The 22096-nt window shown below is 74.3% G+C and carries 1 protein-coding gene; it reads left to right on the top strand.

Going from position 1 to position 22096, the window contains the following annotated elements; all coding sequences use genetic code 11:
• Position 1: 1 nt before the first annotated feature.
• Positions 2 to 22090: a type I polyketide synthase gene (locus L6E10_RS08475; protein ID WP_236218476.1), complete on the top strand. Its 22089-nt coding sequence runs from the start codon at positions 2 to 4 to the stop codon at positions 22088 to 22090.
• Positions 22091 to 22096: the final 6 nt, after the last annotated feature.

The raw sequence follows: 22096 nt of genomic DNA, 5'->3' as shown, positions 1-22096 counted from the left end.
CGTGGATGAGAACGCCAAGCTGCGCGACTACCTGACCCGGGTCACCGGTGAGCTGCAGCGCACCCGAAACCGGCTGGCCGAGGTCGAGGACCGCGAAGCCGAGCCGATCGCCGTCGTGGGAATGGGCTGCCGGTTCCCCGGCGGCGTGCGCACACCCGAGCAGTTCTGGGACCTGCTGGTCACCGGCCGGCACGGGGTCACCGAGTTCCCGGTGAACCGGGGCTGGGACGTCGACGCGCTGTTCGACCCCGACCCCGACCACCTGGGCACGAGCTACGTGCGGCTCGGCGGCTTCGTGCACGACGCCGACGAGTTCGACCCGGAGTTCTTCGGCGTCTCCCCGCGCGAGGCCGTGTCGATGGACCCGCAGCAGCGCCTGCTGCTGGAGACCTCGTGGGAGGCGCTGGAGCGGGCGGGGATCGACCCCACCTCGCTCAAGGGCAGCCGCGCCGGCGTGTTCATGGGCACGAACGGCGTGGACTACGCGCGCGACATCCCCAGGGGCGTCGAAGGCGTCGAGGGCTACCTGGGCACCGGCACCGCGGGCAGCGTCCTGTCCGGCCGGATCTCCTACGTGCTGGGGATCGAGGGTCCGTCGGTCACGGTCGACACGGCGTGCTCGGCGTCGCTGGTGACCCTGCACCTCGCGGTCCGCTCGCTGCGCGCGGGCGAATCCGACCTGGCGCTGTCCGGTGGCGCGACGGTGATGTCGGACCCCGGCGCCTTCGTCGAGTTCTCCCGCCAGCGCGGGCTGTCCCGCGACGGTCTGGTCAAGGCCTTCGCCGCCGCTTCCGACGGCACCGGCTGGGGCGAGGGCGCGGGCGTGGTCGTGCTCGAGCGGCTGTCCGACGCCCAGCGCAACGGCCACCGGGTCCTCGCCGTCATCCGCGGCACGGCGGTCAACTCCGACGGCGCGTCCAACGGCCTCACCGCGCCCAACGGCCCGTCGCAGCAACGCGTCATCCGCGCCGCCCTCACCGACGCCCGCCTGACCGCGAAGGACGTCGACGCCGTCGAGGCGCACGGCACCGGCACCACCCTCGGCGACCCCATCGAGGTCCAGGCGCTGCAGGCCACCTACGGCCGCAACCGGGAGGCGGACCGCCCCCTGCACCTCGGCTCGGTCAAGTCGAACATCGGCCACACGCAGGCCGCCGCCGGCGTCGCGAGCGTCATCAAGATGATCCTCGCGCTGCGCCACGGCGTGCTGCCCGCGAGCCTGCACATCGACGCCCCCACCCCGCAGGTCGACTGGTCGTCCGGCTCGATCTCGCTGCTCACCGAGAACCGCACGTGGCCGGCCGACCGCGTCCGCCGCGCGGGTGTGTCGTCGTTCGGCATCAGCGGCACCAACGCCCACGTCATCCTCGAGCAGGCACCGGAGCCGGCGGAGCTGCCCGACCGCGGGCCCGCGCCCGCGCTGATCCCCTGGGTGCTGTCCGGCCGGACCGACGCCGCTCTGCGCGCCCAGGCCGAGGCACTGCTGCGGGTCGACGAGGACCCGGTCGACATCGGCTACTCGCTGGCCGCGACGCGGGCGACCGGTCAGCGCCGCGCGGTCGTCACCGGCACCGACCTCGACTCGCTGCGCGCGGGCCTGCGCGCCGTCGCCCGGGGGGCCGGCGCCCCCGGCGTCACCACCGGCGAGGCCGTGGGCGGCCAGCTCGCCGTCATGTTCACGGGGCAGGGTTCCCAGCGCCTGGGCATGGGGCGTGAGCTGTACGCGGCGTTCCCCGTTTTCGCCGAGGCGTACGACGAGATCGCGGCGTTGCTGCCCGGCATCCGGGAGATCGACGACGCCGAGGTGCTCAACCAGACGGGCAACGCGCAGCCCGCGCTGTTCGCCCTCGAGGTCGCGCTGTACCGGCTGGTCGAGTCGTGGGGCGTGAAGCCGGACTTCCTGATCGGCCACTCGGTCGGCGAGCTGGCCGCGGCGCACGTCGCCGGCGTCTGGTCGCTTCCGGACGCGGCCAAGCTGGTCGAGGCGCGCGGCAGGCTCATGCAGGCGCTGCCCACCGGCGGGGCCATGACCGCGATCCAGGCCGACGAGGACGAGGTCAGGGCCGCGCTGCGCGACGGCGTCGACATCGCCGCGATCAACGGTCCCCGATCGGTCGTGATCTCCGGCGACGCGGACGCCGTCGCCGAGGTGACCGCGGGCTTCGCCGCCTCCGGCCGCAGGACCAAGGCCCTCGCGGTCTCGCACGCGTTCCACTCGTCGCTGATGGACGCCATGCTCGACGAGTTCGCCGAGGTCGCGCGCGGGGTGACCTACCAGACGCCGAAGATCGCCCTGGTCTCCAACGTCACCGGTCGGCTCGCCCGCACCGAGGAGATCCGCGACCCCGGCTACTGGGTCCGGCACGTCCGCGAGGCCGTCCGGTTCGCCGACGGCGTCGCGACCCTGGCGGCGGCCGGTGTCACGCGGTACCTGGAGCTCGGCCCGGACGGCGTGCTGTCCGCCGCCGGCCAGGACTGCGCGGACGGCCGGTTCGTCCCCGCGCTGCGCCGCGACCGCGACGAGGTCGCGACGATCCTGTCCGGTCTCGCGCAGCTGCACGTCCACGGCGGCCGGGTCGACTGGGCCGCGTACTTCTCCGGTGCCCGCGTGGTCGACCTGCCCACCTACCCGTTCCAGCGCGACCGCTACTGGCTGCCCGTCACCGCGCCCGCGGGCGACGCGTCCGGGCTCGGCCTCAGCTCGCTCGACCACCCGCTGCTCGGTGCCGCCGTCTCGGTCGCCGACGCCGACGGGTTCCTGTTCACCGGCATCCTGTCCACCAGGACCCACCCGTGGCTCGCCGACCACGTCGTCATGGGCGCGGTGGTCGTGCCCGGCACGGCGCTGGTCGAACTGGCCGTGCGCGCGGCCGACGAGACCGGCCTCACCGCCATCGAGGAGCTCACCCTCCAGGCCCCGCTGGTGCTGCCCGAGAACGCGGGTGTGCACGTGCAGCTGTGGGTCGGCGCCGCGGACGAGGCGGGCCGTCGTCCGCTGACCCTGCACTCGCGCCCCAGCGGCGCCGCGGTCGACGGCGCGTGGACGCTGCACGCCTCCGGTTCGCTGATCGCCGCGAGCCCGAGCACCGACTGGGACCTCGCCGAGTGGCCGCCGGCCGGTGCGGAGGCGGTCGGACTCGACGGGCACTACGGGGAGCTCGCCGCACTGGGACTGGACTACGGCGAGACGTTCCAGGGCCTGCGCGCGGTGTGGAGGCGCGGCGAGGACACGTTCGCCGAGGTCGCGCTGCCCGAGCGGGCGCGCGACCAGGCGGGCCGGTTCGGCCTGCACCCGGCGCTGCTCGACGCCGCCCTGCACGCCCTGGCCGCCGACGAGGGCGGCCAGGCCCGGCTGCCGTTCGCCTGGGCGGACGTCACCCTGCACGCCGCCGGCGCCGCCGACCTGCGGGTGAAGCTGTCCCCGGCGGGCACCGACGCGGTCACCCTGAGGGTCGCCGACGGTGAGGGCGCGCCGATCGCCACGGTCGGTTCGCTGGCCGTGCGGCCGGTGTCGGCCGAGCAGATCCGCACGTCCGCCGAGCAGAACGGCCTCTACGAGCTCGCTTGGAACCCGGTCACCCCCGCTTCCGGTGACGCACCCGGCTGGACGTGGTGGGACGACCTGGGCGACGAGGTCCCCCCGGTCGTCGTGCACCGCGCCGGCGGCGAGGACGTGCACGACGCGGTCTCCGCCACCCTCGGAGTGCTGCAGCAGTGGCTGGCCGACGAGCGGTTCGAGAACGCGAAGCTCCTCGTGCAGACCGTCGGCGCCGTCTCGGCGGGCCCGGACGACCCGGCCGTCGACCCGGCGGTGGCCGCGGTCTGGGGCCTGGTGCGCTCCGCGCAGTCCGAGCACCCCGACCGCTTCGCGCTGGTGGACGCCGCCGAGATCACCGACGCCGTCCTCGCGTCCGACGAGCCGCAACTGGCCGTGCGCGACGGCGAACTGCTGGTACCGCGCCTGGTCGCCGCGGAGACCACCGGTCGCCTGGTCCCGCCCGCGGGCGGCTGGCGGCTCGGCATGTCCGGCAAGGGCACGGTCGACCACCTGGTGCTGGAGCCGGTGGCGGCCCAGCCGCTCGAACCGACCGAGGTCCGCGTCGCCGTGCGCGCGGCGGGCCTGAACTTCCGGGACGTGCTGAACGTCCTGGGCATGTACCGCGGCGAGGCCGGACTGCTCGTCAGCGAGTTCGCCGGCGTCGTCACCGAGGTCGGCGCGTCCGTGACCGACCTCGCGCCCGGCGACGAGGTGATGGGCCTGGTCGCCGGTGGCGGTGGCCCGGCGGCGGTGGTCGAGCGTCAGATGATCACCCGCAAGCCCGCGGCGTGGACGTTCGAACAGGCCGCGACCGTGCCGCTGGTGTTCCTCACCGCCTACTACGCGCTGTGCGACCTCGGCGAGCTGAAGGCGGGGGAGTCGATCCTGATCCACTCCGCCGCCGGTGGTGTGGGCATGGCCGCGACGCAGCTGGCGCACCACCTCGGCGCCGTCGTGTACGGCACGGCGAGCGAGAGCAAGCAGCACGTGCTGCGGGAGGCGGGCATCGCCGACGAGCGCATCGCCTCGTCCCGCACGCTCGACTTCGAACAGCGGTTCGGCCGGGTCGACGTCGTGCTCAACGCGCTGGCGGGCGACTTCGTGGACGCCTCGCTGCGGACGATGGCGCCGGGCGGCCGCTTCCTCGAGATGGGCAAGGCCGACGTCCGCGACGACGTGGCCGTGCACCACCCGGACGTGCGCTACCAGGCGTTCGACCTGAGCGAGGCGGGGCCCGAGCGCACGGCGCAGATGTGGACCGCCCTCGTCGAGCTGTTCGACCGGGGGGCGCTCGAACCCCTCCCGGTGAAGGTGTGGGACGTGCGCCAGGCACGGGCGGCGTTCCGCTACCTGAGCCAGGCCAAGCACATCGGCAAGGTCGCCCTGTCGATGCCGCGGGCCGCGGAGCCGGGCGGGACGGTGCTGGTGACCGGGGGCACCGGCGGTCTGGGCGCTGTCGTGGCCAAGCACCTCGTCGCCACCCACGGCGTGCGCAAGCTGCTGCTGACCAGCCGCCGCGGGCTCGACGCCCCCGGTGCGGCGGCGCTGGCCGAGGAGCTCACCGCGCTGGGCGCCGAGGTGTCGGCCGTGGCCTGCGATGTCGCGGACCGCGACGCGCTCGCGGCACTGCTCGACGGCGTCGAGCTGACCGGCGTGGTGCACGCGGCGGGCGTGCTCGACGACGGCACGGTCGACTCGCTGACCCCGCGGCGGGTGGCGGGCGTGCTGGGGCCGAAGGCCGACGCCGCCCGGTACCTGCACGAGCTGACCGCCGGTCAGGACCTGGCCTTCTTCGTCACCTTCTCCTCGGCCGCCGGCGTGCTCGGCGCTCCGGGGCAGGGCAGCTACGCGGCCGCGAACGCCTACCTCGACGCGCTCGCCGAGCACCGGCGCGCCCTCGGCCTGCCCGGCCAGTCGATGGCGTGGGGCCTGTGGGCCGCCGGCATGGGGGAGGCGCTCGGAGAGGCCGACCTCGCCCGGTTGCGCAACGGCGGCACCCCCGCGCTCACCGTGCCGGAGGGCCTGGCGCTGTTCGACGCCGCGATCGCGGCCGACGCGCCCGTGGCCGTCCCGATCAAGCTGGACCTGCCCGCGCTCCGCGCCTCCGCGCGGAGCACCTCGCTGCCGGCCGTGCTCGGCGGCCTCGTGAGCACGCCGCGCAGGCGCGTCGCGCAGTCCGGCGCCGGGCGGGGTTCCTCGCTCGCGCGCCGCCTCGCCTCGCTCACCGAGGCCGAGCAGGACCACGAGCTGCTGGACCTGGTCCGCACCGAGGTCGGGCTGGTGCTCGGCCACGTGACGCCGGGAGGCATCGAGCCCGGCCGCGGGTTCCTGGACCTCGGCTTCGACTCCCTGACCTCGGTCGAGCTGCGCAACCGCCTGAGCTCGGCGACCGGCCTGCGCCTGCCGTCGACCGTGACCTTCGACCACCCGACGCCCGTCGCGCTGGCGAGCTTCCTGCGCGCCGAGCTGCTGGGCGAGCTGGGGGTGGCGGGCGCTCCGCAGGTGCGGGCGCAGGTCGCCGCCTCCGACGACCCCATCGCGATCGTCGCCATGAGCTGCCGCTTCCCCGGCGGGGTGCGCTCGCCGGAGGACCTCTGGTCGCTGGTGGCCGAGGGCCGCGAGGGCATCTCCCCGTTCCCGGACGACCGCGGCTGGGACCTGGCGGCGCTGTTCGACACCACGCCGGGCAAGCAGGGCGTCTCCAACACGAGGGTCGGCGGGTTCCTGGAGAACGCCGGCGACTTCGACCCGGAGTTCTTCCGCATCTCGCCGCGCGAGGCGCTGGCGATGGACCCGCAGCAGCGGGTGCTGCTGGAGGTCTCCTGGGAGGCCTTCGAGCGGGCCGGGCTGAAGCCCGCGGACCTGCGCGGCAGCGCGACCGGTGTGTTCGCGGGCGCCATCTACCACGACTACGCCTCGCAGCTGAAGACGATCCCCGACGACGTCGAGGGGTTCCTCGGCACCGGGACCTCGGGCTCGATGATGTCGGGACGGATCGCCTACACCTTCGGTTTCGAGGGGCCGGCCGTGTCCGTCGACACCGCCTGCTCGTCGTCGTTGGTGGCGCTGCACATGGCGGCCCACTCGCTGCGCTCGGGCGAGTGCGAGCTGGCCCTCGCCGGTGGTGTGACCATCATGTCCACGCCCGGCCCGTTCATCGACTTCAGCAAGCAGCAGGCCATGGCGCTCGACGGCCGCTGCAAGGCCTTCGCCGACGGCGCCGACGGCGTCAGCTGGGGCGAGGGCGTCGGCATGGTGCTGCTGGAGCGGCTGTCGGACGCGCGGCGCAACGGCCACCCGGTGCTGGCCCTGCTCAAGGGCTCCGCGGTGAACCAGGACGGCGCGTCCAGCGGTCTGACCGCGCCGAACGGTCCGTCGCAGCAGCGGGTGATCCGGCAGGCGCTGGCGAACGCCGGTCTGTCCACTTCGGACGTCCACGCGGTGGAGGCGCACGGCACCGGCACCCGGCTCGGCGACCCGATCGAGGCGCAGGCGCTGCTCAACACCTACGGCCAGGACCGGCGGGAACCGCTGTGGCTCGGGTCGGTGAAGTCGAACATCGGCCACACGCAGGCGGCGGCGGGCATCGCCGGTGTCATCAAGATGGTCGAGGCGATGCGCAGGGGCGTGCTGCCGCGCACGCTGCACATCGACGAGCCGTCCAGCCAGGTCGACTGGGACAGGGGCGCGATCCGGCTGCTCACCGAGCAGGTCGAGTGGCCACAGAGCGGTGCGCCGCGCCGGGCGGGCGTGTCGTCGTTCGGCTTCAGCGGCACCAACGCGCACGTCGTGCTCGAGCACGTCCCGGCACCGGCCGCCGAGGAGGCGGAGACCACTCCGCCCGCGGTCGTGCCGCTGGTGTTGTCCGCCCGCTCCGAGGACGCCTTGCGGGAGCAGGCCGGTCGGCTCGCCGCCGCCGCGGACCCGGCGTCCCTGCTGGACGTCGCCTACTCGCTGGTCACGTCCCGCCAGTCGCACGAACGACGTGCCGTCGTCGTGGGCGCCGACCACGAGAGCGTGCTCGCCGGGCTCTCGGCTTTCGCCGCCACCGGCCAGGCCCCCGGCGTCGTCACCGGTCTGGCCGCTCCCGGCAGGCTCGCGTTCCTGTTCACCGGCCAGGGTTCCCAGCGACTGGGCATGGGTTCGGGTCTGTACGAGGCGTTCCCGGCCTTCGCCGAGGCCTATGACGAGGTCTGCGCCCATCTTCCGGGTATCAGGGACATCTCCGACGCGGACGTGCTCGGCCAGACCGCCCACGCGCAGCCCGCGATCTTCGCGCTGGAAGTGGCGCTGTTCCGCCTGGTCCGGTCGTGGGGTGTCACGCCGGACTTCCTGGCGGGGCACTCGATCGGTGAGATCGCGGCGGCGCACGTCGCCGGCGTCATGTCACTGGAGGACGCCGCCAAGCTGGTGTCCGCACGAGGCCGTCTGATGCAGGCGCTGCCCGCCGGTGGCGCGATGGTCGCCGTCCAGGCGACCGAGGACGAGGTCCGGGAACACCTGTCCGACGAGGTGTCCCTGGCCGCGGTCAACGGCCCGAACGCCGTGGTGCTGTCGGGTGTGGAGGCGCCGACGCTCGCGGTCGCCGCGAAGTTCCAGGAGCTCGGCCGCCGCACCAAGCAGCTGACCGTCTCGCACGCGTTCCACTCCGTGCTGATGGAGCCGATGCTCGCCGAGTTCCGCGCGGTGGCCGAGACGATCGAGTACCGCGAACCGGCCGTCCCGATCGTGTCCACCGTGACGGGCGCGCTGGTCGAGCCCGGTGTGGTGACGTCGCCGGAGTACTGGGTCGAGCACGTCCGCAAACCGGTGCGGTTCGCCGACGGCCTGACGGCGCTGGCGGGCCTCGACGTCTCCCGTTTCCTGGAGATCGGTCCCGACGCCGTCCTGTCCGGGCTCGGGCAGGACACCGCGGAGGCCGTCTTCGTCCCGTCCCTGCGCAAGGACCGCGACGAGGCGACCTCGCTGGTGTCGGCACTGGGCACGTTGCACAGCAACGGCGTCGAGGTCGGCTGGGAGGAGTACTTCGCCGGCAGCGGCGCGAAGGTCGTCGACCTGCCGACCTACCCGTTCCGGCAGCAGCGGTTCTGGCTGCACTCCACGCCCGGCGCGGGTGACGCCCCGAGCCTGGGTCTCGGCGCTCTGGACCACCCGCTGCTCGGCGCCACCGTCACGCTCCCGGACAGCGGGGGACTCGTGCTGACGGGCCGGCTGTCGCTGGACGCGCAGCCGTGGCTGGCCGGGCACCGGGTGATGGGCACGGTCCTGCTGCCCGGCACCGCGTTCGCCGAACTGGCCGTCCGCGCGGGCGACGAGGTCGGCTGCGACACGGTGGAGGAGCTCGTCCTCCAGACGCCACTGGTGCTGGGCGGCGCGGCCCTGCAGCTCCGGGTGTCCCTCTCGGCGTCCGAAGAGGACGGTCGCCGCACGGTGACCGTCCACTCGCGACCCGAGGGCGCCGACGACGACTGGACCCTGCACGCCACCGGGACGCTGGTCCGCGGTGACGACGAGCCGGGAGAGCCGCAGACCGTGTGGCCGCCCGAGAACGCCGCACCGGTCGACCTCGAGGGCTTCTACCCGAACCTCGCCGAGGCCGGACTGGACTACGGCGGGGTGTTCCGCGGCCTGCGTGCCGCCTGGCGCCGGGGCGAGGAGACGTTCGCCGAGGTCGAGCTGCCCGACGGCACCGACGTCAGCCGGTTCGGCCTGCACCCGGCCCTGCTGGACGCCGCGCTGCACGCCGTCGGGCTCTCCGGCGGTCAGGCGAGGCTGCCGTTCTCGTGGGCCGGTCTGACCCTGCACGCGGCCGGTGCGACCGCCCTGCGGGTCCGGCTCGCCCCGGCGGGTTCGGCTCTGTCGCTGCACGTGGCCGACCTCACCGGCGCTCCTGTGCTGTCGGTCGACCGGCTCGCGCTGAGGGAGATCAGCGAGGAGCAGCTGCGCCCCGCCGACGCGGCGGAGCGCGAGGCCCTGTTCACCGTGGAGTGGGTGCCGGTCACGGCCGCCGCCCGGGAGGTCGCGGCGGACGCGGTCGTCCACACCGTTCCCGAGGGCACGGCAGGCGACCTGACCGCCGAGGTCCTGGACCTGCTGAAGTCGTGGCTGGCCGAGGACCGCGAGGCCAAGCTGGTCGTGCGCACGACCCCCGGTGTTCCCGCGCACGCCGCGGTGAGCGGACTCGTGCGCAGCGCGCAGGCCGAGCACCCCGACCGGTTCGTGCTGGTGCACGGCGACGGTGACGTCGCCGCCGCCGTCAGCACGGGTGAACCGGAGGTCCTGCTCGCCGACGGCGCGCTCAAGGCCCCCCGCCTGGTGCGCGCCAAGGCGACCGGCCGCGACGACTGGTCGCTCGACGGGACCGTCCTGGTCACCGGTGGCACCGGCGGCCTGGGCGCGCTGGTCGCCCGCCGCCTCGTCGAGAACCACGGCGTCCGGCACCTGCTGCTGGTCAGCCGTTCCGGCGGCGACAGCCCCGGCGCGGCCGCGCTGGTGCGGGAGCTGACCGCGCTCGGTGCCGAGGTGACGGTCGCCGCGTGCGACGTCGCCGACCGCGGCCAGTTGCAGGCCGCGCTCGCCCTCGTTCCCGCCGACCAGCCGTTGCGCGGGATCGTGCACGCGGCCGGTGTGCTCGACGACGGCGTGCTCGACGCGATGACCCGTGAGCGCGTGGAAGCCGTGCTGCGCCCGAAGGCCGAGGCCGCCTGGCACCTGCACGAGCTGACCGACGGCCTCGACCTGTTCGTCATGTTCTCCTCGATCGCGGGCACGCTCGGCGCGCCGGGCCAGGCCAACTACGCCGCGGCGAACGGCTTCCTCGACGGGCTGGCCGCTCACCGCCGCGCGCAGGGGCTGCCGGCGACCTCGATCTCCTACGGCCTGTGGGACGAGGGCATGGGCCACGGCCAGACCACCGGCGCGGCCGGATTCGCGGCGCTGTCCGCGGAGGACGGCCTGGCGCTGTTCGACCTGGTCGCCCTCGGCGACGACGCCAACCCGGTCGCGATGCGGCTGGACGTCGCCGCGGTCAGGGACGGCGCGAAGGCCACCGGCGTGGTCCCGCACGTCCTGCGGAGCCTCGTCAAGGTGCGTGCACGCCGCACCGCGCGCACGGAGGAAGGTGCCGGGCTGCGCCAGCGGCTGGGCGCGCTTCCGCCGGCGGAACGGCTGCGGCAGCTGCTCGAACTGATCCGCACCGAGGTCGCGCTCGTGCTGGGCCACACCAGCCCGGACGCGGTCGAGACCGACCGCGCGTTCGGCGACCTGGGCTTCGACTCGCTCACTGCGGTCGAGCTGCGCAACCGCCTCGACGCGGCCACCGGTCTGCGGCTGCCCGCCACGCTGATCTTCGACTACCCCACGCCGCTCGCGCTGGCCGAGTTCGTCCAGGCCGAGTTCGTCGACGAGCTGGCCGATCCGGCGACGCCGGCGTTCGCCCCCGTGGCGCTCGCCGACGACCCGATCGCCATCGTCGGCATGGCCTGCCGCTACCCCGGTGGCGTCGGGTCGCCGGAGGACCTGTGGGACCTCGTCCTCCACGGCCGCGACGGGGTCACCCGCTTCCCCGAGGACCGCGGGTGGGACGTCGACGGCATCTACCACCCCGACCCCGACGCGCAGGGCAAGACCTACACGCGGGAGGGCGGGTTCCTGCACGACGCCGGCGACTTCGACCCGGAGTTCTTCGGCATCTCGCCGCGCGAGGCGCTGGCCATGGACCCGCAGCAGCGGTTGCTGCTGGAGGTCTCGTGGGAGGCGCTGGAGCACGCACGGGTGGACCCGAGCGGGCTCAAGGGCTCGCAGACCGGTGTGTTCGCCGGGTTGATGTACCACGACTACGGCGCGCGCCTCGGCGTGCTGCCCGACGGTGTCGAGGGCTTCATCGGCACCGGCACGTCCGGCAGCGTGCTGTCCGGGCGCGTGGCCTACACCCTCGGCCTGGAGGGCCCCGCGGTCACGGTCGACACGGCGTGCTCGTCCTCGCTGGTCGCCATGCACTGGGCGATGCAGGCGCTGCGCTCCGGTGAGTGCTCGATGGCGCTCGCGGGCGGTGTCACCGTCATGGCCACTCCCGACACGTTCATCGGCTTCTCCCGCCAGCGCGGTCTCGCCGCCGACGGCCGGTGCAAGTCCTTCTCGGCCGACGCCGACGGCACCGGCTGGTCCGAGGGCGTCGGTGTGCTGGTGCTGGAGCGGTTGTCCGACGCCCGGCGCAACGGTCACCGCGTCCTCGCGGTGGTCCGGGGTTCCGCGGTGAACCAGGACGGCGCGTCGAACGGCCTGACCGCGCCGAACGGCCCGTCGCAGCAGCGGGTGATCCGCCAGGCGCTCGCCAGCGCGGGCATCCCGTCGTCCACGGTGGACGTCGTCGAGGCGCACGGCACCGGCACCCCGCTGGGCGACCCGATCGAGGCCCAGGCGCTGCTCGCCACCTACGGCCAGGAGCGTGAGGAGGAGCCGCTCTACCTCGGTTCGATCAAGTCGAACATCGGCCACACCCAGGCTTCGGCCGGTGTCGCCGGTGTCATCAAGATGGTGCAGGCGCTGCGCCACGGCGTGCTGCCGGCGACGCTGCACCTGGACGAGCCGACCCCGCACGTCGACTGGGCGTCCGGTGACGTCAGCCTGCTCACCGAGCAGCGCGCCTGGCCCGAGGTCGACCGCCCGCGCCGCGCCGCCGTGTCGTCCTTCGGCATCAGCGGCACCAACGCGCACGTGATCCTGGAACAGGCTCCGGACGAGCCCGTGCCGCCGCGCGAGGACCCGGAGCTCCCGGCCGTGCCGTGGGTGCTCTCCGCGCGCAGCGAGGAGGCACTGCGCGAGCAGGCGGCCCGGCTGCTGGCCGTCGACGGTCAGCACGCCGATCTCGGCCTGTCGCTGGCCACCACGCGCACCTCGCACGACCACCGCGCTGTGGTGGTCGGCTCGACCCCGCAGGAGCTGCGCGCCGGTCTGACGGCGCTGTCGGCGGGGGAGACCGCGACGTCGGTCACGACCGGCAGGGTCCTTTCCGGACGGACGGCGGTGCTGTTCACCGGTCAGGGTTCCCAGCGGCTGGGCATGGGTTCCGGGCTGTACGAGGCGTTCCCGGTGTTCGCGGAGGCGTACGACGAGGTCTGCGCCCACCTGCCCGGCATCAGGGACATCACCGATGCGGACGTGCTCGCCCAGACCGCCAACGCCCAGCCCGCGATCTTCGCGCTGGAAGTGGCGCTGTTCCGCCTGGTCCGGTCCTGGGGTGTCACGCCGGACTTCCTCGCCGGGCACTCGATCGGCGAGATCGCGGCGGCACATGTCGCCGGGGTCCTGTCGCTCCCGGACGCGGCGAAGCTGGTGTCCGCACGCGGTCGCCTGATGCAGGCGCTGCCCGACGGTGGCGCGATGGTCGCCGTTCAGGCGACCGAGGACGAGGTCCGGGAACACCTGTCGCCCAAGGTGTCGCTGGCCGCGGTCAACGGCCCGAACGCCGTCGTGCTGTCCGGCGCGGCGTCGCAGACCCTCAAGGTCGCCAAGAAGTTCGAGAAGCTCGGCCGCCGCACCAAGCGGCTGACCGTCTCGCACGCGTTCCACTCCGTGCTGATGGAGCCGATGCTCGACGAGTTCCGCGCGGTGGCGGAGTCGCTGACCTACGCGGCACCGTCGATCCCGGTCGTCTCCACGGTCACCGGGGAGCTCGTCACCGACCGGCTGACCGATCCCGGCCACTGGGTCGAGCACGTGCGGGCGACCGTCCGGTTCGCCGACGCCGTGTCCTGCCTGAGGGACAAGGGCGTCACGCGGTTCCTCGAAGTCGGTCCGGACGGCGTGCTGTCGGCGATGGGCGCTGACAGTGCCGACGGCCTCTTCACCTCGTTCCTGCGCAGGGACCGCGACGAGGCCACGTCCGCGCTGGCCGGGCTGGCCGCCGCGTACACCCGCGGTGAGCAGGTCGACTGGTCCGCGGTGTTCGCGGGCAGCGGCGCGCGGGTCGTGGACCTCCCGACGTCGGCCTTCCGGCACCAGCGGTTCTGGCTCGCCTCCACCGGCGCGGGCGCGGACGTCTCCGCCGTCGGTCTCGTGCCCGCCGAGCACCCGCTGCTCGGTGCGGCCGTGCCGTTCGCCGACGGTGACGGCTGGGTCCTCACGGGCCGGCTGTCGCTGGCCACGCACCCGTGGCTCGCGGACCACGCCGCGCTCGGTTCCGTGCTCATGCCGGGAACCGGGCTGCTGGAACTGGTCGTGCGCGCCGGCGACGAAGCCGGGTGCGGCACGGTCGACGAGCTGACGGTCCAGGCACCGCTGCTGCTGCCCGCGTCCGGATCGCTGGACGTGCAGGTGCTCGTCGGCGCGGCCGACGGCGCCGGCCGACGACCGGTATCCGTGCACTCCCGAGGTGCGCACGGATCGTGGACCGAGCACGCGGCGGGCACGTTGTCGCCCGTCGCGTCCGCCCCGGCGATCGACCTGGCGGCCTGGCCGCCCGCGGGCGAGGCCGTGGAGCTCGACGGCGTGTACGACGACCTCGCCGCCGCCGGACTGGTCTACGGACCGGTGTTCCAGGGCCTGCGGGCCGCCTGGCGCTCCGGCGACGACGTGTGGGCCGAGGTCGCGCTGCCCGAGGCGGAGCACGACCAGGCCGGCAGGTTCGGCCTGCACCCGGCGCTGCTCGACGCGGCGCTGCACACCATCGGGCTGATGGGGGAGGAGACCCGTCTCCCGTTCTCGTTCGGTTCGGTGACCCTGCACGCGACCGGCGCCACCACGCTGCGCGTCCGGGTGACCTCGACCGGCACCGACAGGGTGTCCGTCCTCGTGGCCGACAGCACCGGCGCCCCCGTCGCGACGATCGGCTCGCTGGTCGTCCGCGCCGCCTCCGCCGAGCAGCTGCGCGCGACCGACGAGCCGTTGTACGAGCTGTCCTGGGTTCCCGTGCCCGCACAGGGGACCCCGGTCGAGCACCTGCCGCTGAGGGAGGCCGGCGACGACGTTCCCCCGGCGCTGGTCCTGGACGTCGCGGCGGGCGACCCCCGGGAGGTCCTGCACAGCACGCTGGCGGCGATCCAGGAGTTCCTCGCCGAGGAGCGGTTCGCCGATGCGCGGCTGGTCGTCGTGACCGACGGGTCGCTGTCCGGCGCGGCCGTGCGCGGCCTGGTCCGCAGCGCGGAGTCGGAGAACCCCGGCCGGTTCGTCCTCGTGGAGGGCGACGACGTGAGCACGGCGCTCGCGACGGGCGAGCCGCAGGTCCGCGTCCAGGACGGCGAGGCGCTGGCGCCCCGGCTCGTCCGGGCGCGCGCGGCCGAGCCGGCCGTGTGGGGCGAGGGCACCGTCCTCGTCACCGGTGGCACGGGTGGGATCGGCGCCGCGGTCGCCCGGCACCTCTCGCGGGTGCACGGCGTCACGAAGCTGGTCCTGACCAGCCGCCGAGGTCTGGAAGCGCCCGGTGCGGCGGAACTCGCCGCCGAGCTGGGCGCGGTGGTCGAGGCGTGCGACGTCGCCGACAGGGACGCCCTGAAGGCGTTGCTGGACTCCATCCCCGACCTGACCGGGGTCGTGCACGCCGCCGGTGTGCTCGACGACGGCGTGGTCACGGCACTGACGCCGGAGCGGGTGGACACCGTGCTGCGCCCGAAGGCCGAAGCGGCCGTGGCGCTGCACGAGTTGACCCGCGACCGGCCGCTGAGCCAGTTCGTCCTGCTGTCCTCGGTCTCCGGCCTCCTCGGTGGCCCGGGGCAGGCGAACTACGCCGCGGCGAACGCGGTCCTCGACGCCCTGGCCGAGCTGCGGGTCGCCGAAGGCCTGCCCGCCCGGTCCCTGGCCTACGGCCTGTGGGCCGACGGCATGGGCAACGGGTCCGATGTGGACAGGCTGAGCCGGGACGGCTTCGGCGCACTGTCCACGGAGGAGGGTCTGGCGCTGTTCGACGTCGCGCTCGCCGCGGAGACGGCGGTGCCGGTGCCGGTGAAGCTGGACCTCGCGACGTTGCAGGTCCACGCCCGCACCTCGCCGATCCCGGCCGTGCTGCGCGGCCTGGTGCGGGTTCCGCGCCTGCGCAGCGCCGTCAACGCCCAGGCGGTGTCGGCACTGCTGGAGACGCTGTCCAGGCTCTCCGACGCCGAGCAGCGCACGCACGTGACGGACCTGGTCCGGACGCGCGTCGCCGAGGTCCTCGGCCACAGCGCGACGGCCGCGGTGGAGGTGGGACGTGCGTTCACGGAGCTGGGCTTCGACTCGCTCACGGCGGTCGAGCTGCGCAACCGGCTCGGCGAGGCGACCGGCCTGCGGCTGCCCGCGACGCTGATCTTCGACTACCCGACGCCCCTCGCGCTGGCCGAGTACGTCCGCACCGAGCTCCTCGGCGCGACGGCCACCGAGGCCGTCCCGGCGGCGCGCTCCGCCGTGTCGGACGAGCCCGTCGCGATCATCGCGATGAGCTGCCGCTACCCCGGTGGCGTCCGCTCGCCGGAGGACCTGTGGCGACTGGTCTCCGAGGGCACCGACGCGATCACGCCGTTCCCGTCCGACCGGGGCTGGGACCTCGAGGACCTGTACGACCCGGACCCCGACCGCACCGGCAAGAGCTACACCCGCGAGGGCGGGTTCCTGCTCGACGCGGCGGACTTCGACGCCGAGTTCTTCGGCATCTCGCCCCGCGAGGCGATGACCGTCGACCCGCAGCAGCGCCTGCTGCTGGAGACGGCCCAGGAAGCCTTCGAACGCGCCGGGATCGACCCGGCGGCGCTCAAGGGCAGCTCCACCGGTGTGTTCGCCGGCGTGATGTACAACGACTACGCCTCCCGCCTGACGAGCACCCCCGACGGGTTCGAGGGCCTGCTCGGCACCGGCAGCGCGAACAGCGTCCTGTCCGGCCGCGTCGCCTACACCTTCGGGCTGGAGGGTCCCGCGGTGTCGGTGGACACCGCGTGCTCGTCGTCGCTCGTGGCACTGCACCTCGCGGCGCAGTCGCTGCGGTCGGGTGACTGCGACCTGGCGCTGGCCGGTGGCGCGACGGTGATGGCCACGCCGAACCCGTTCATCGAGTTCTCCCGGCAGCGCGGCCTGGCCGCCGACGGCCGGTGCAAGCCGTTCGCCGCGGCGGCGGACGGCACCGGCTGGTCGGAGGGCGCCGGGTTCCTGCTCCTGGAGCGGTTGTCCGACGCCCGGCGCAACGGTCACCGCGTCCTCGCGGTGGTCCGGGGTTCCGCGGTGAACCAGGACGGCGCGTCGAACGGCCTGACCGCGCCGAACGGCCCGTCCCAGGTGCGCGTGATCCGCCAGGCCCTCGCGGCCGCCGGTCTGTCCACTTCGGACGTCGACGCGGTCGAGGCGCACGGCACCGGCACCGCGCTGGGCGACCCGATCGAGGCGCAGGCGGTGCTGGCCACCTACGGCCAGGACCGGGACGTGCCGCTAGTGCTCGGCTCGATCAAGTCCAACATCGGGCACACCCAGGCCGCGGCCGGTGTCGCCGGGATCATCAAGATGGTCGAGGCCATGCGGCACGGGACCATCCCGGCGAGCCTGCACATCGACTCGCCGTCCCCGCACGTGGACTGGGCCGGGGGCGCGGTCGAGCTGGCGACCGAGGCGCGGCCGTGGGCGCGGCACGACCGCCCCCGCCGTGCGGCCGTGTCGGCCTTCGGCATCAGCGGCACCAACGCCCACGTCATCCTCGAGCAGGGACCGGACGTCCCGGCGCCCGCGCGGGAGGTGAAGACGCCCGCGATGCTGCCGTACGTCCTTTCCGGACGGACGGAGAAAGCCCTGCGGGCGCAGGCGGAGCGTCTGCTCAACGCCGAGCTCGCGGAACCGGTGGACGTCGCGTACTCCTTGGTCACCAGCCGCACCGTGCACGAGCGGCGTGCCGTCGTGACGGGACGTCCCGCCGACCTGCGCGCGGGGCTCGCGGCCCTGGCGGAGGGGCAGCCCGCGGCGAACCTGACCGTGGACCGCGCCGTCACGGGCAAACTCGCCGTCCTGTTCACGGGGCAGGGTTCCCAGCGCCTGGGCATGGGTCGTGAGCTGTACGAGGCGTTCCCCGTCTTCGCCGAGGCGTACGACGAGATCGCGGCGTTGCTGCCCGGCATCCGGGAGATCGACGACGCCGAGGTGCTCAACCGGACGGGCAACGCCCAACCGGCGTTGTTCGCGCTGGAGGTCGCGCTGTACCGGCTGGTCGAGTCGTGGGGCGTGAAGCCGGACTACCTGGCCGGTCACTCCATCGGCGAGCTGAGCGCGGCGCACGTCGCCGGCGTCTGGTCGCTTCCGGACGCGGCGAAACTGGTCGAGGCGCGCGGACGGCTGATGCAGGCGCTGCCCACCGGTGGTGCGATGGTGGCCGTCGAGGCCACCGAGGACGAGGTGCGCGAGCACCTCACCGCCGAGGTCGGCCTGGCCGCCGTCAACGGTCCCTCCGCCGTCGTGCTGTCCGGTGTGGAGGCTCCCACGCTGGCCGTGGCCGAGAGCTTCCGCGCACAGGGCCGCCGCACCAGGCGACTGGCGGTCTCACACGCCTTCCACTCGGTGCTGATGGACCCGATGCTCGCCGAGTTCGCGGAGGTCGCGCGCTCGCTGGACTACCGGGAGCCCGCGGTGCCGGTCGTGTCGAACGTGACGGGCCGGCTGGCGACCGGGCTGACCGACCCGGACTACTGGGTGCGGCACGTGCGGGACACCGTCCGCTTCGCCGACGGCGTCCGCGAACTGGAAGCCGCGGGCGTCACCAGGTTCGTCGAGCTGGGTCCGGACGGCGTGCTGTCCGCGATGGGCCACGACTGCGCGAGCGACGCGGCGGTGTTCGTCCCGTTGCTGCGCAAGGACCGCCCCGAGCGGCAGTCCGCGGAAGCCGCCTTCGGCCGGTTGGTGGCGACGGGCGTCACCGTGGACTGGGAGGCGTTCTTCGCGGGCACCGGTGCACGCCGCGTCGACCTCCCGACCTACGCCTTCCAGCGCGAGCGCTACTGGCTCGAGAGCGGTCCGGCGACCGGCGACGCCGCCGGGCTCGGACTGACGACGACCGAGCACCCGCTGCTCGGCGCCATCACGTCGACGCCGGACGGCGACGGGCTGGTCTGCTTCGGCAGGCTGTCCCGCGCCGCCCAGCCGTGGCTCGTGGACCACACCGTGCTCGGCGCGGTCCTGGTCCCCGGCGCGGCCCTGGTCGAGATGGTCGTCCGGGCGGGTGACGAGCTCGGCTGCCCGAGGGTGGCCGAGCTGACCCTCGCGGCCCCGGTGGTGCTGCCTGACCAGGGCGGGCTGGCCGTCCAGGTCGTGGTCGGCGCCGCGGCCGAGGACGGCGGGCGCGAGGTCGCGGTGTACTCGAGGCCGGCGGACGCCTCCGTCGAGGAACCGTGGACGCAGCACGCGGCGGGTGTGCTCGTGCCCGACGAGAACCGCCTCCCGGAGGCGGCGGGCGCATGGCCGCCCGCGGACGCGGAAGTCCTCGAGGTGGAAGGCCTCTACTCCGACCTGGAGGCCACCGGCCTGGGCTACGGCCCGGTGTTCCAGGGCCTCGCCTCCGCCTGGCTGCGCGACGAGGAGATCTTCGCCGACGTGGTGCTGCCGGAGGCGGCGCACGGCGACGTGGCCCGCTTCGGCATCCACCCGGCGTTGCTCGACGCGGCCCTGCACCCCATCGGGCTGCTCGGCTTCGACGGGGAGGCGACCGCACGCCTGCCGTTCCTGTGGCGCGACGTCTCGCTGCACGCCACCAACGCGACCGCGGTGCGCGTGACGGTGACGCCCACCGGTCCCGACTCGGTCCGGCTGGAGCTCACCGACACCGCGGGCGCACCGGTGCTCACCGTCGGATCCCTGCTGCTGCGCGAAGTCTCCGCGGACCAGCTCGGCAGCGGTCCGTCCACTTCGGACTGGCTGTTCCGGGCGGACTGGGTTCCGGTCGCGGGTGGCGGTGCCCTGGTGGCCTGGGCCTTCCACGACGAGGCAGGGGAGACCGCGCCCCCGGTGGCGGTGCTCAGGGTCCGGCCGCTCTCCCAGGAGCTCCCGCGCGCCGTGCACGACGTGCTGACGAGCACGCTCGCCACCGTCCAGGCGTGGCTGGCCGACGAGCGCAACGCGGACGGCAGGCTCGTCCTGCTCACCCGCGACGCGGTGCGGGTGAACGGCTGCGACGAGGTCGACCCGGTCGCGGCCTCGGTCTGGGGCCTGATCCGCAGTGCCCAGGCGGAGAACCCCGGCCGGCTGGTGCTGGTGGACGCCTCCGAGCAGGACGTCGACCTCGCGCTCGCCGGGCTCGGCGACGAGACGCAGCTGGCCGTGCGCGACGGCGTCGTGCACGCCTGCCGCCTGGTCCGGGCGAGCAGCGCGCCGGAACTGGTCCCGCCGCCGGGTGAGCGCACCTGGCTGCTGGACCCGGCGGACGGGGGGACGCCGGACCGGTTCACGTTCCAGCCGTTCCCGGAAGCCGCCGCGCCCCTGGACGCGCACGAGGTCCGGATCGGTGTCCGTGCCGCCGGCGTCAGCGTCGGCGACGGAGGCCTGCTCGGCCGCGAGGCCGCGGGCATCGTCGTGGAGGTGGGGGAGGGCGTCACCGACCTCCGCGTCGGCGATCCGGTGATGGGCTTGGTGCCCAACGGTTTCGGGCCGGTCGTGCGCACCGGGTGCTCGCTCGTCACCAGGGTTCCGCACTGGTGGACGTTCGAGCAGGCGGCCTCCGTGCCGCGGGCGTTCCTGACCGCCTGGTACGCGCTGCACGACCTGGCCGGTCTGTCCGCCGGGGAGTCGGTGCTCATCGACGGTGCGGCCGGGGACGTCGGCATGGCCGCCACCCAGATCGCCCGCCACCTCGGTGCGGAGGTCCACGGCACGGCGGAGGAAGGCCAGTGGGACGTCCTGCGCGCGGCGGGTCTGCCCGACAGCCGCATCGACTCCTCGCGGGCTCCCGGTTTCGAGGAGCGGTTCCTCGGCTCCACCGGCGGCCGCGGCGTCGACGTCGTGTTCGGCGGCGGCACCACCGACGCGTTGATGCGGCTGTTGCCGCGCGGTGGGCGGATGGTGGAAATGGGGAAGGCCGATCTTCGCCCGGCGAGCGATTTCTCAGGGCAGTATCCAGATGTGACTCACCGGGTGTGCGACGTCGAGGACGCCGGCACCGAACGGATCGCGGCGATGTGGGAGGAGCTGGTCACGATGTTCGAGTCGGGAGTGCTCAACCCCCTGCCGATCCGTTCCTGGGACATCCGCGAGGCTCCCGAGGCGGCCCGCTTCCTCGGTCACGCCGAGCACGCCGGCAAGGTCGTGCTGACCGTGCCGCGGGTGCTCGACGCGAGCGGGACGGTTCTCGTCACCGGCGGTACCGGTGGCCTCGGCGCCGTCGTGGCCCGGCACCTGGTGACCGAGCTCGGCGTGCGGGACCTCGTTCTCGTGGGCCGGCGTGGCGCGGACGCGCCGGGTGCCGCGGAGCTGGCCGGCGACCTGGCCGGGCTCGGTGCCCGGGTTCGCGTCGTCGCGTGCGACGCGGCCGACCGGTCCCAGCTGGAGGACCTGCTGGAGAGCATCCCGGTGCTCACCGGCGTCGTCCACGCGGCCGGCGTGCTCGACGACGGCCTGTTCACCTCGCTGACGCCGGACCGGCTGGAGAAGGTCCTGCGCCCCAAGGTGGACGCGGCCTGGAACCTGCACGAGCTGACCCTGGGGCGGGACCTCACGATGTTCGTCCTGTTCTCCTCGGCCGCGGGTGTCCTCGGCACGCCGGGTCAGGCGAACTACGCCGCGGCGAACACCTTCCTCGACGCGCTCGCCGAACACCGGCGCTCGCTCGGCCTGCCCGCCTCCTCCCTCGCCTACGGCCTCTGGGCCGACGGCATGGGTGCGGCGACGGACGCCGGCCGGATGGCGCGCGAGGGCTTCGGTGCGCTCACCGCGCCCGAGGGCCTGGCGTTGTTCGACCTGGCCACGTCCATGGCCGCACCGGCGACGGTGCCGGTGAAGCTCGACGTGGCGAGGCTCGGGGCGATCGCCGAGAACGCCTCCCTGCCACCGCTGCTGCGGGCGCTGGTGCGGCCGCAGCGCGCCCGCCGGGCGGCCTCGGCCGAGAACGCGGGACAGGCGGAGGAGCTGAGGCGGCGCCTGGCCGGGCTGTCGCAGGCCGACGCCCGGCAGGCGTTGCTCGACGTGGTCCGCCGCCAGGCGGCGGCCGTGCTCGGTCACGCCGGGCCGGACACGATCGAGCCCGAGCGGGCGTTCACCGACCTCGGCTTCGACTCGCTGACCGCGGTCGAGCTGCGCAACCAGCTCGGCGAGGCGACGGGTCTGCGGCTGCCGGCGACGCTGATCTTCGACTACCCGACCCCGGACGCGATGGCGGAGTTCCTCCAGGCCGAGGTGGTACCCGCGGCCGCCGCCGCAATGTCCGGTGTGGACAGCGAGATCACCCACCTGGAGGCGGCGCTGACCGCGCTCGACCCGGCGACCACCGACGGGGCGCACGTGGAGACGAGGCTGCGCCGGTTGGTCGCGCTGTGGCGGGACAAGACCCGTTCCGGCGCGGACGACGGGACGGACATCGAGGCCGCCACGCTGGACGACATGTTCTCCCTGCTCGACAACGAACTCTGACCCACT

It is taken from the genome of Lentzea sp. CC55, from assembly GCF_021056325.1.
Classification (GTDB): domain Bacteria; phylum Actinomycetota; class Actinomycetes; order Mycobacteriales; family Pseudonocardiaceae; genus Lentzea; species Lentzea jiangxiensis.
The sequence above is the reverse complement of the archived record's forward strand: the minus strand, read 5'-3'. Positions and strand labels throughout refer to the sequence as shown.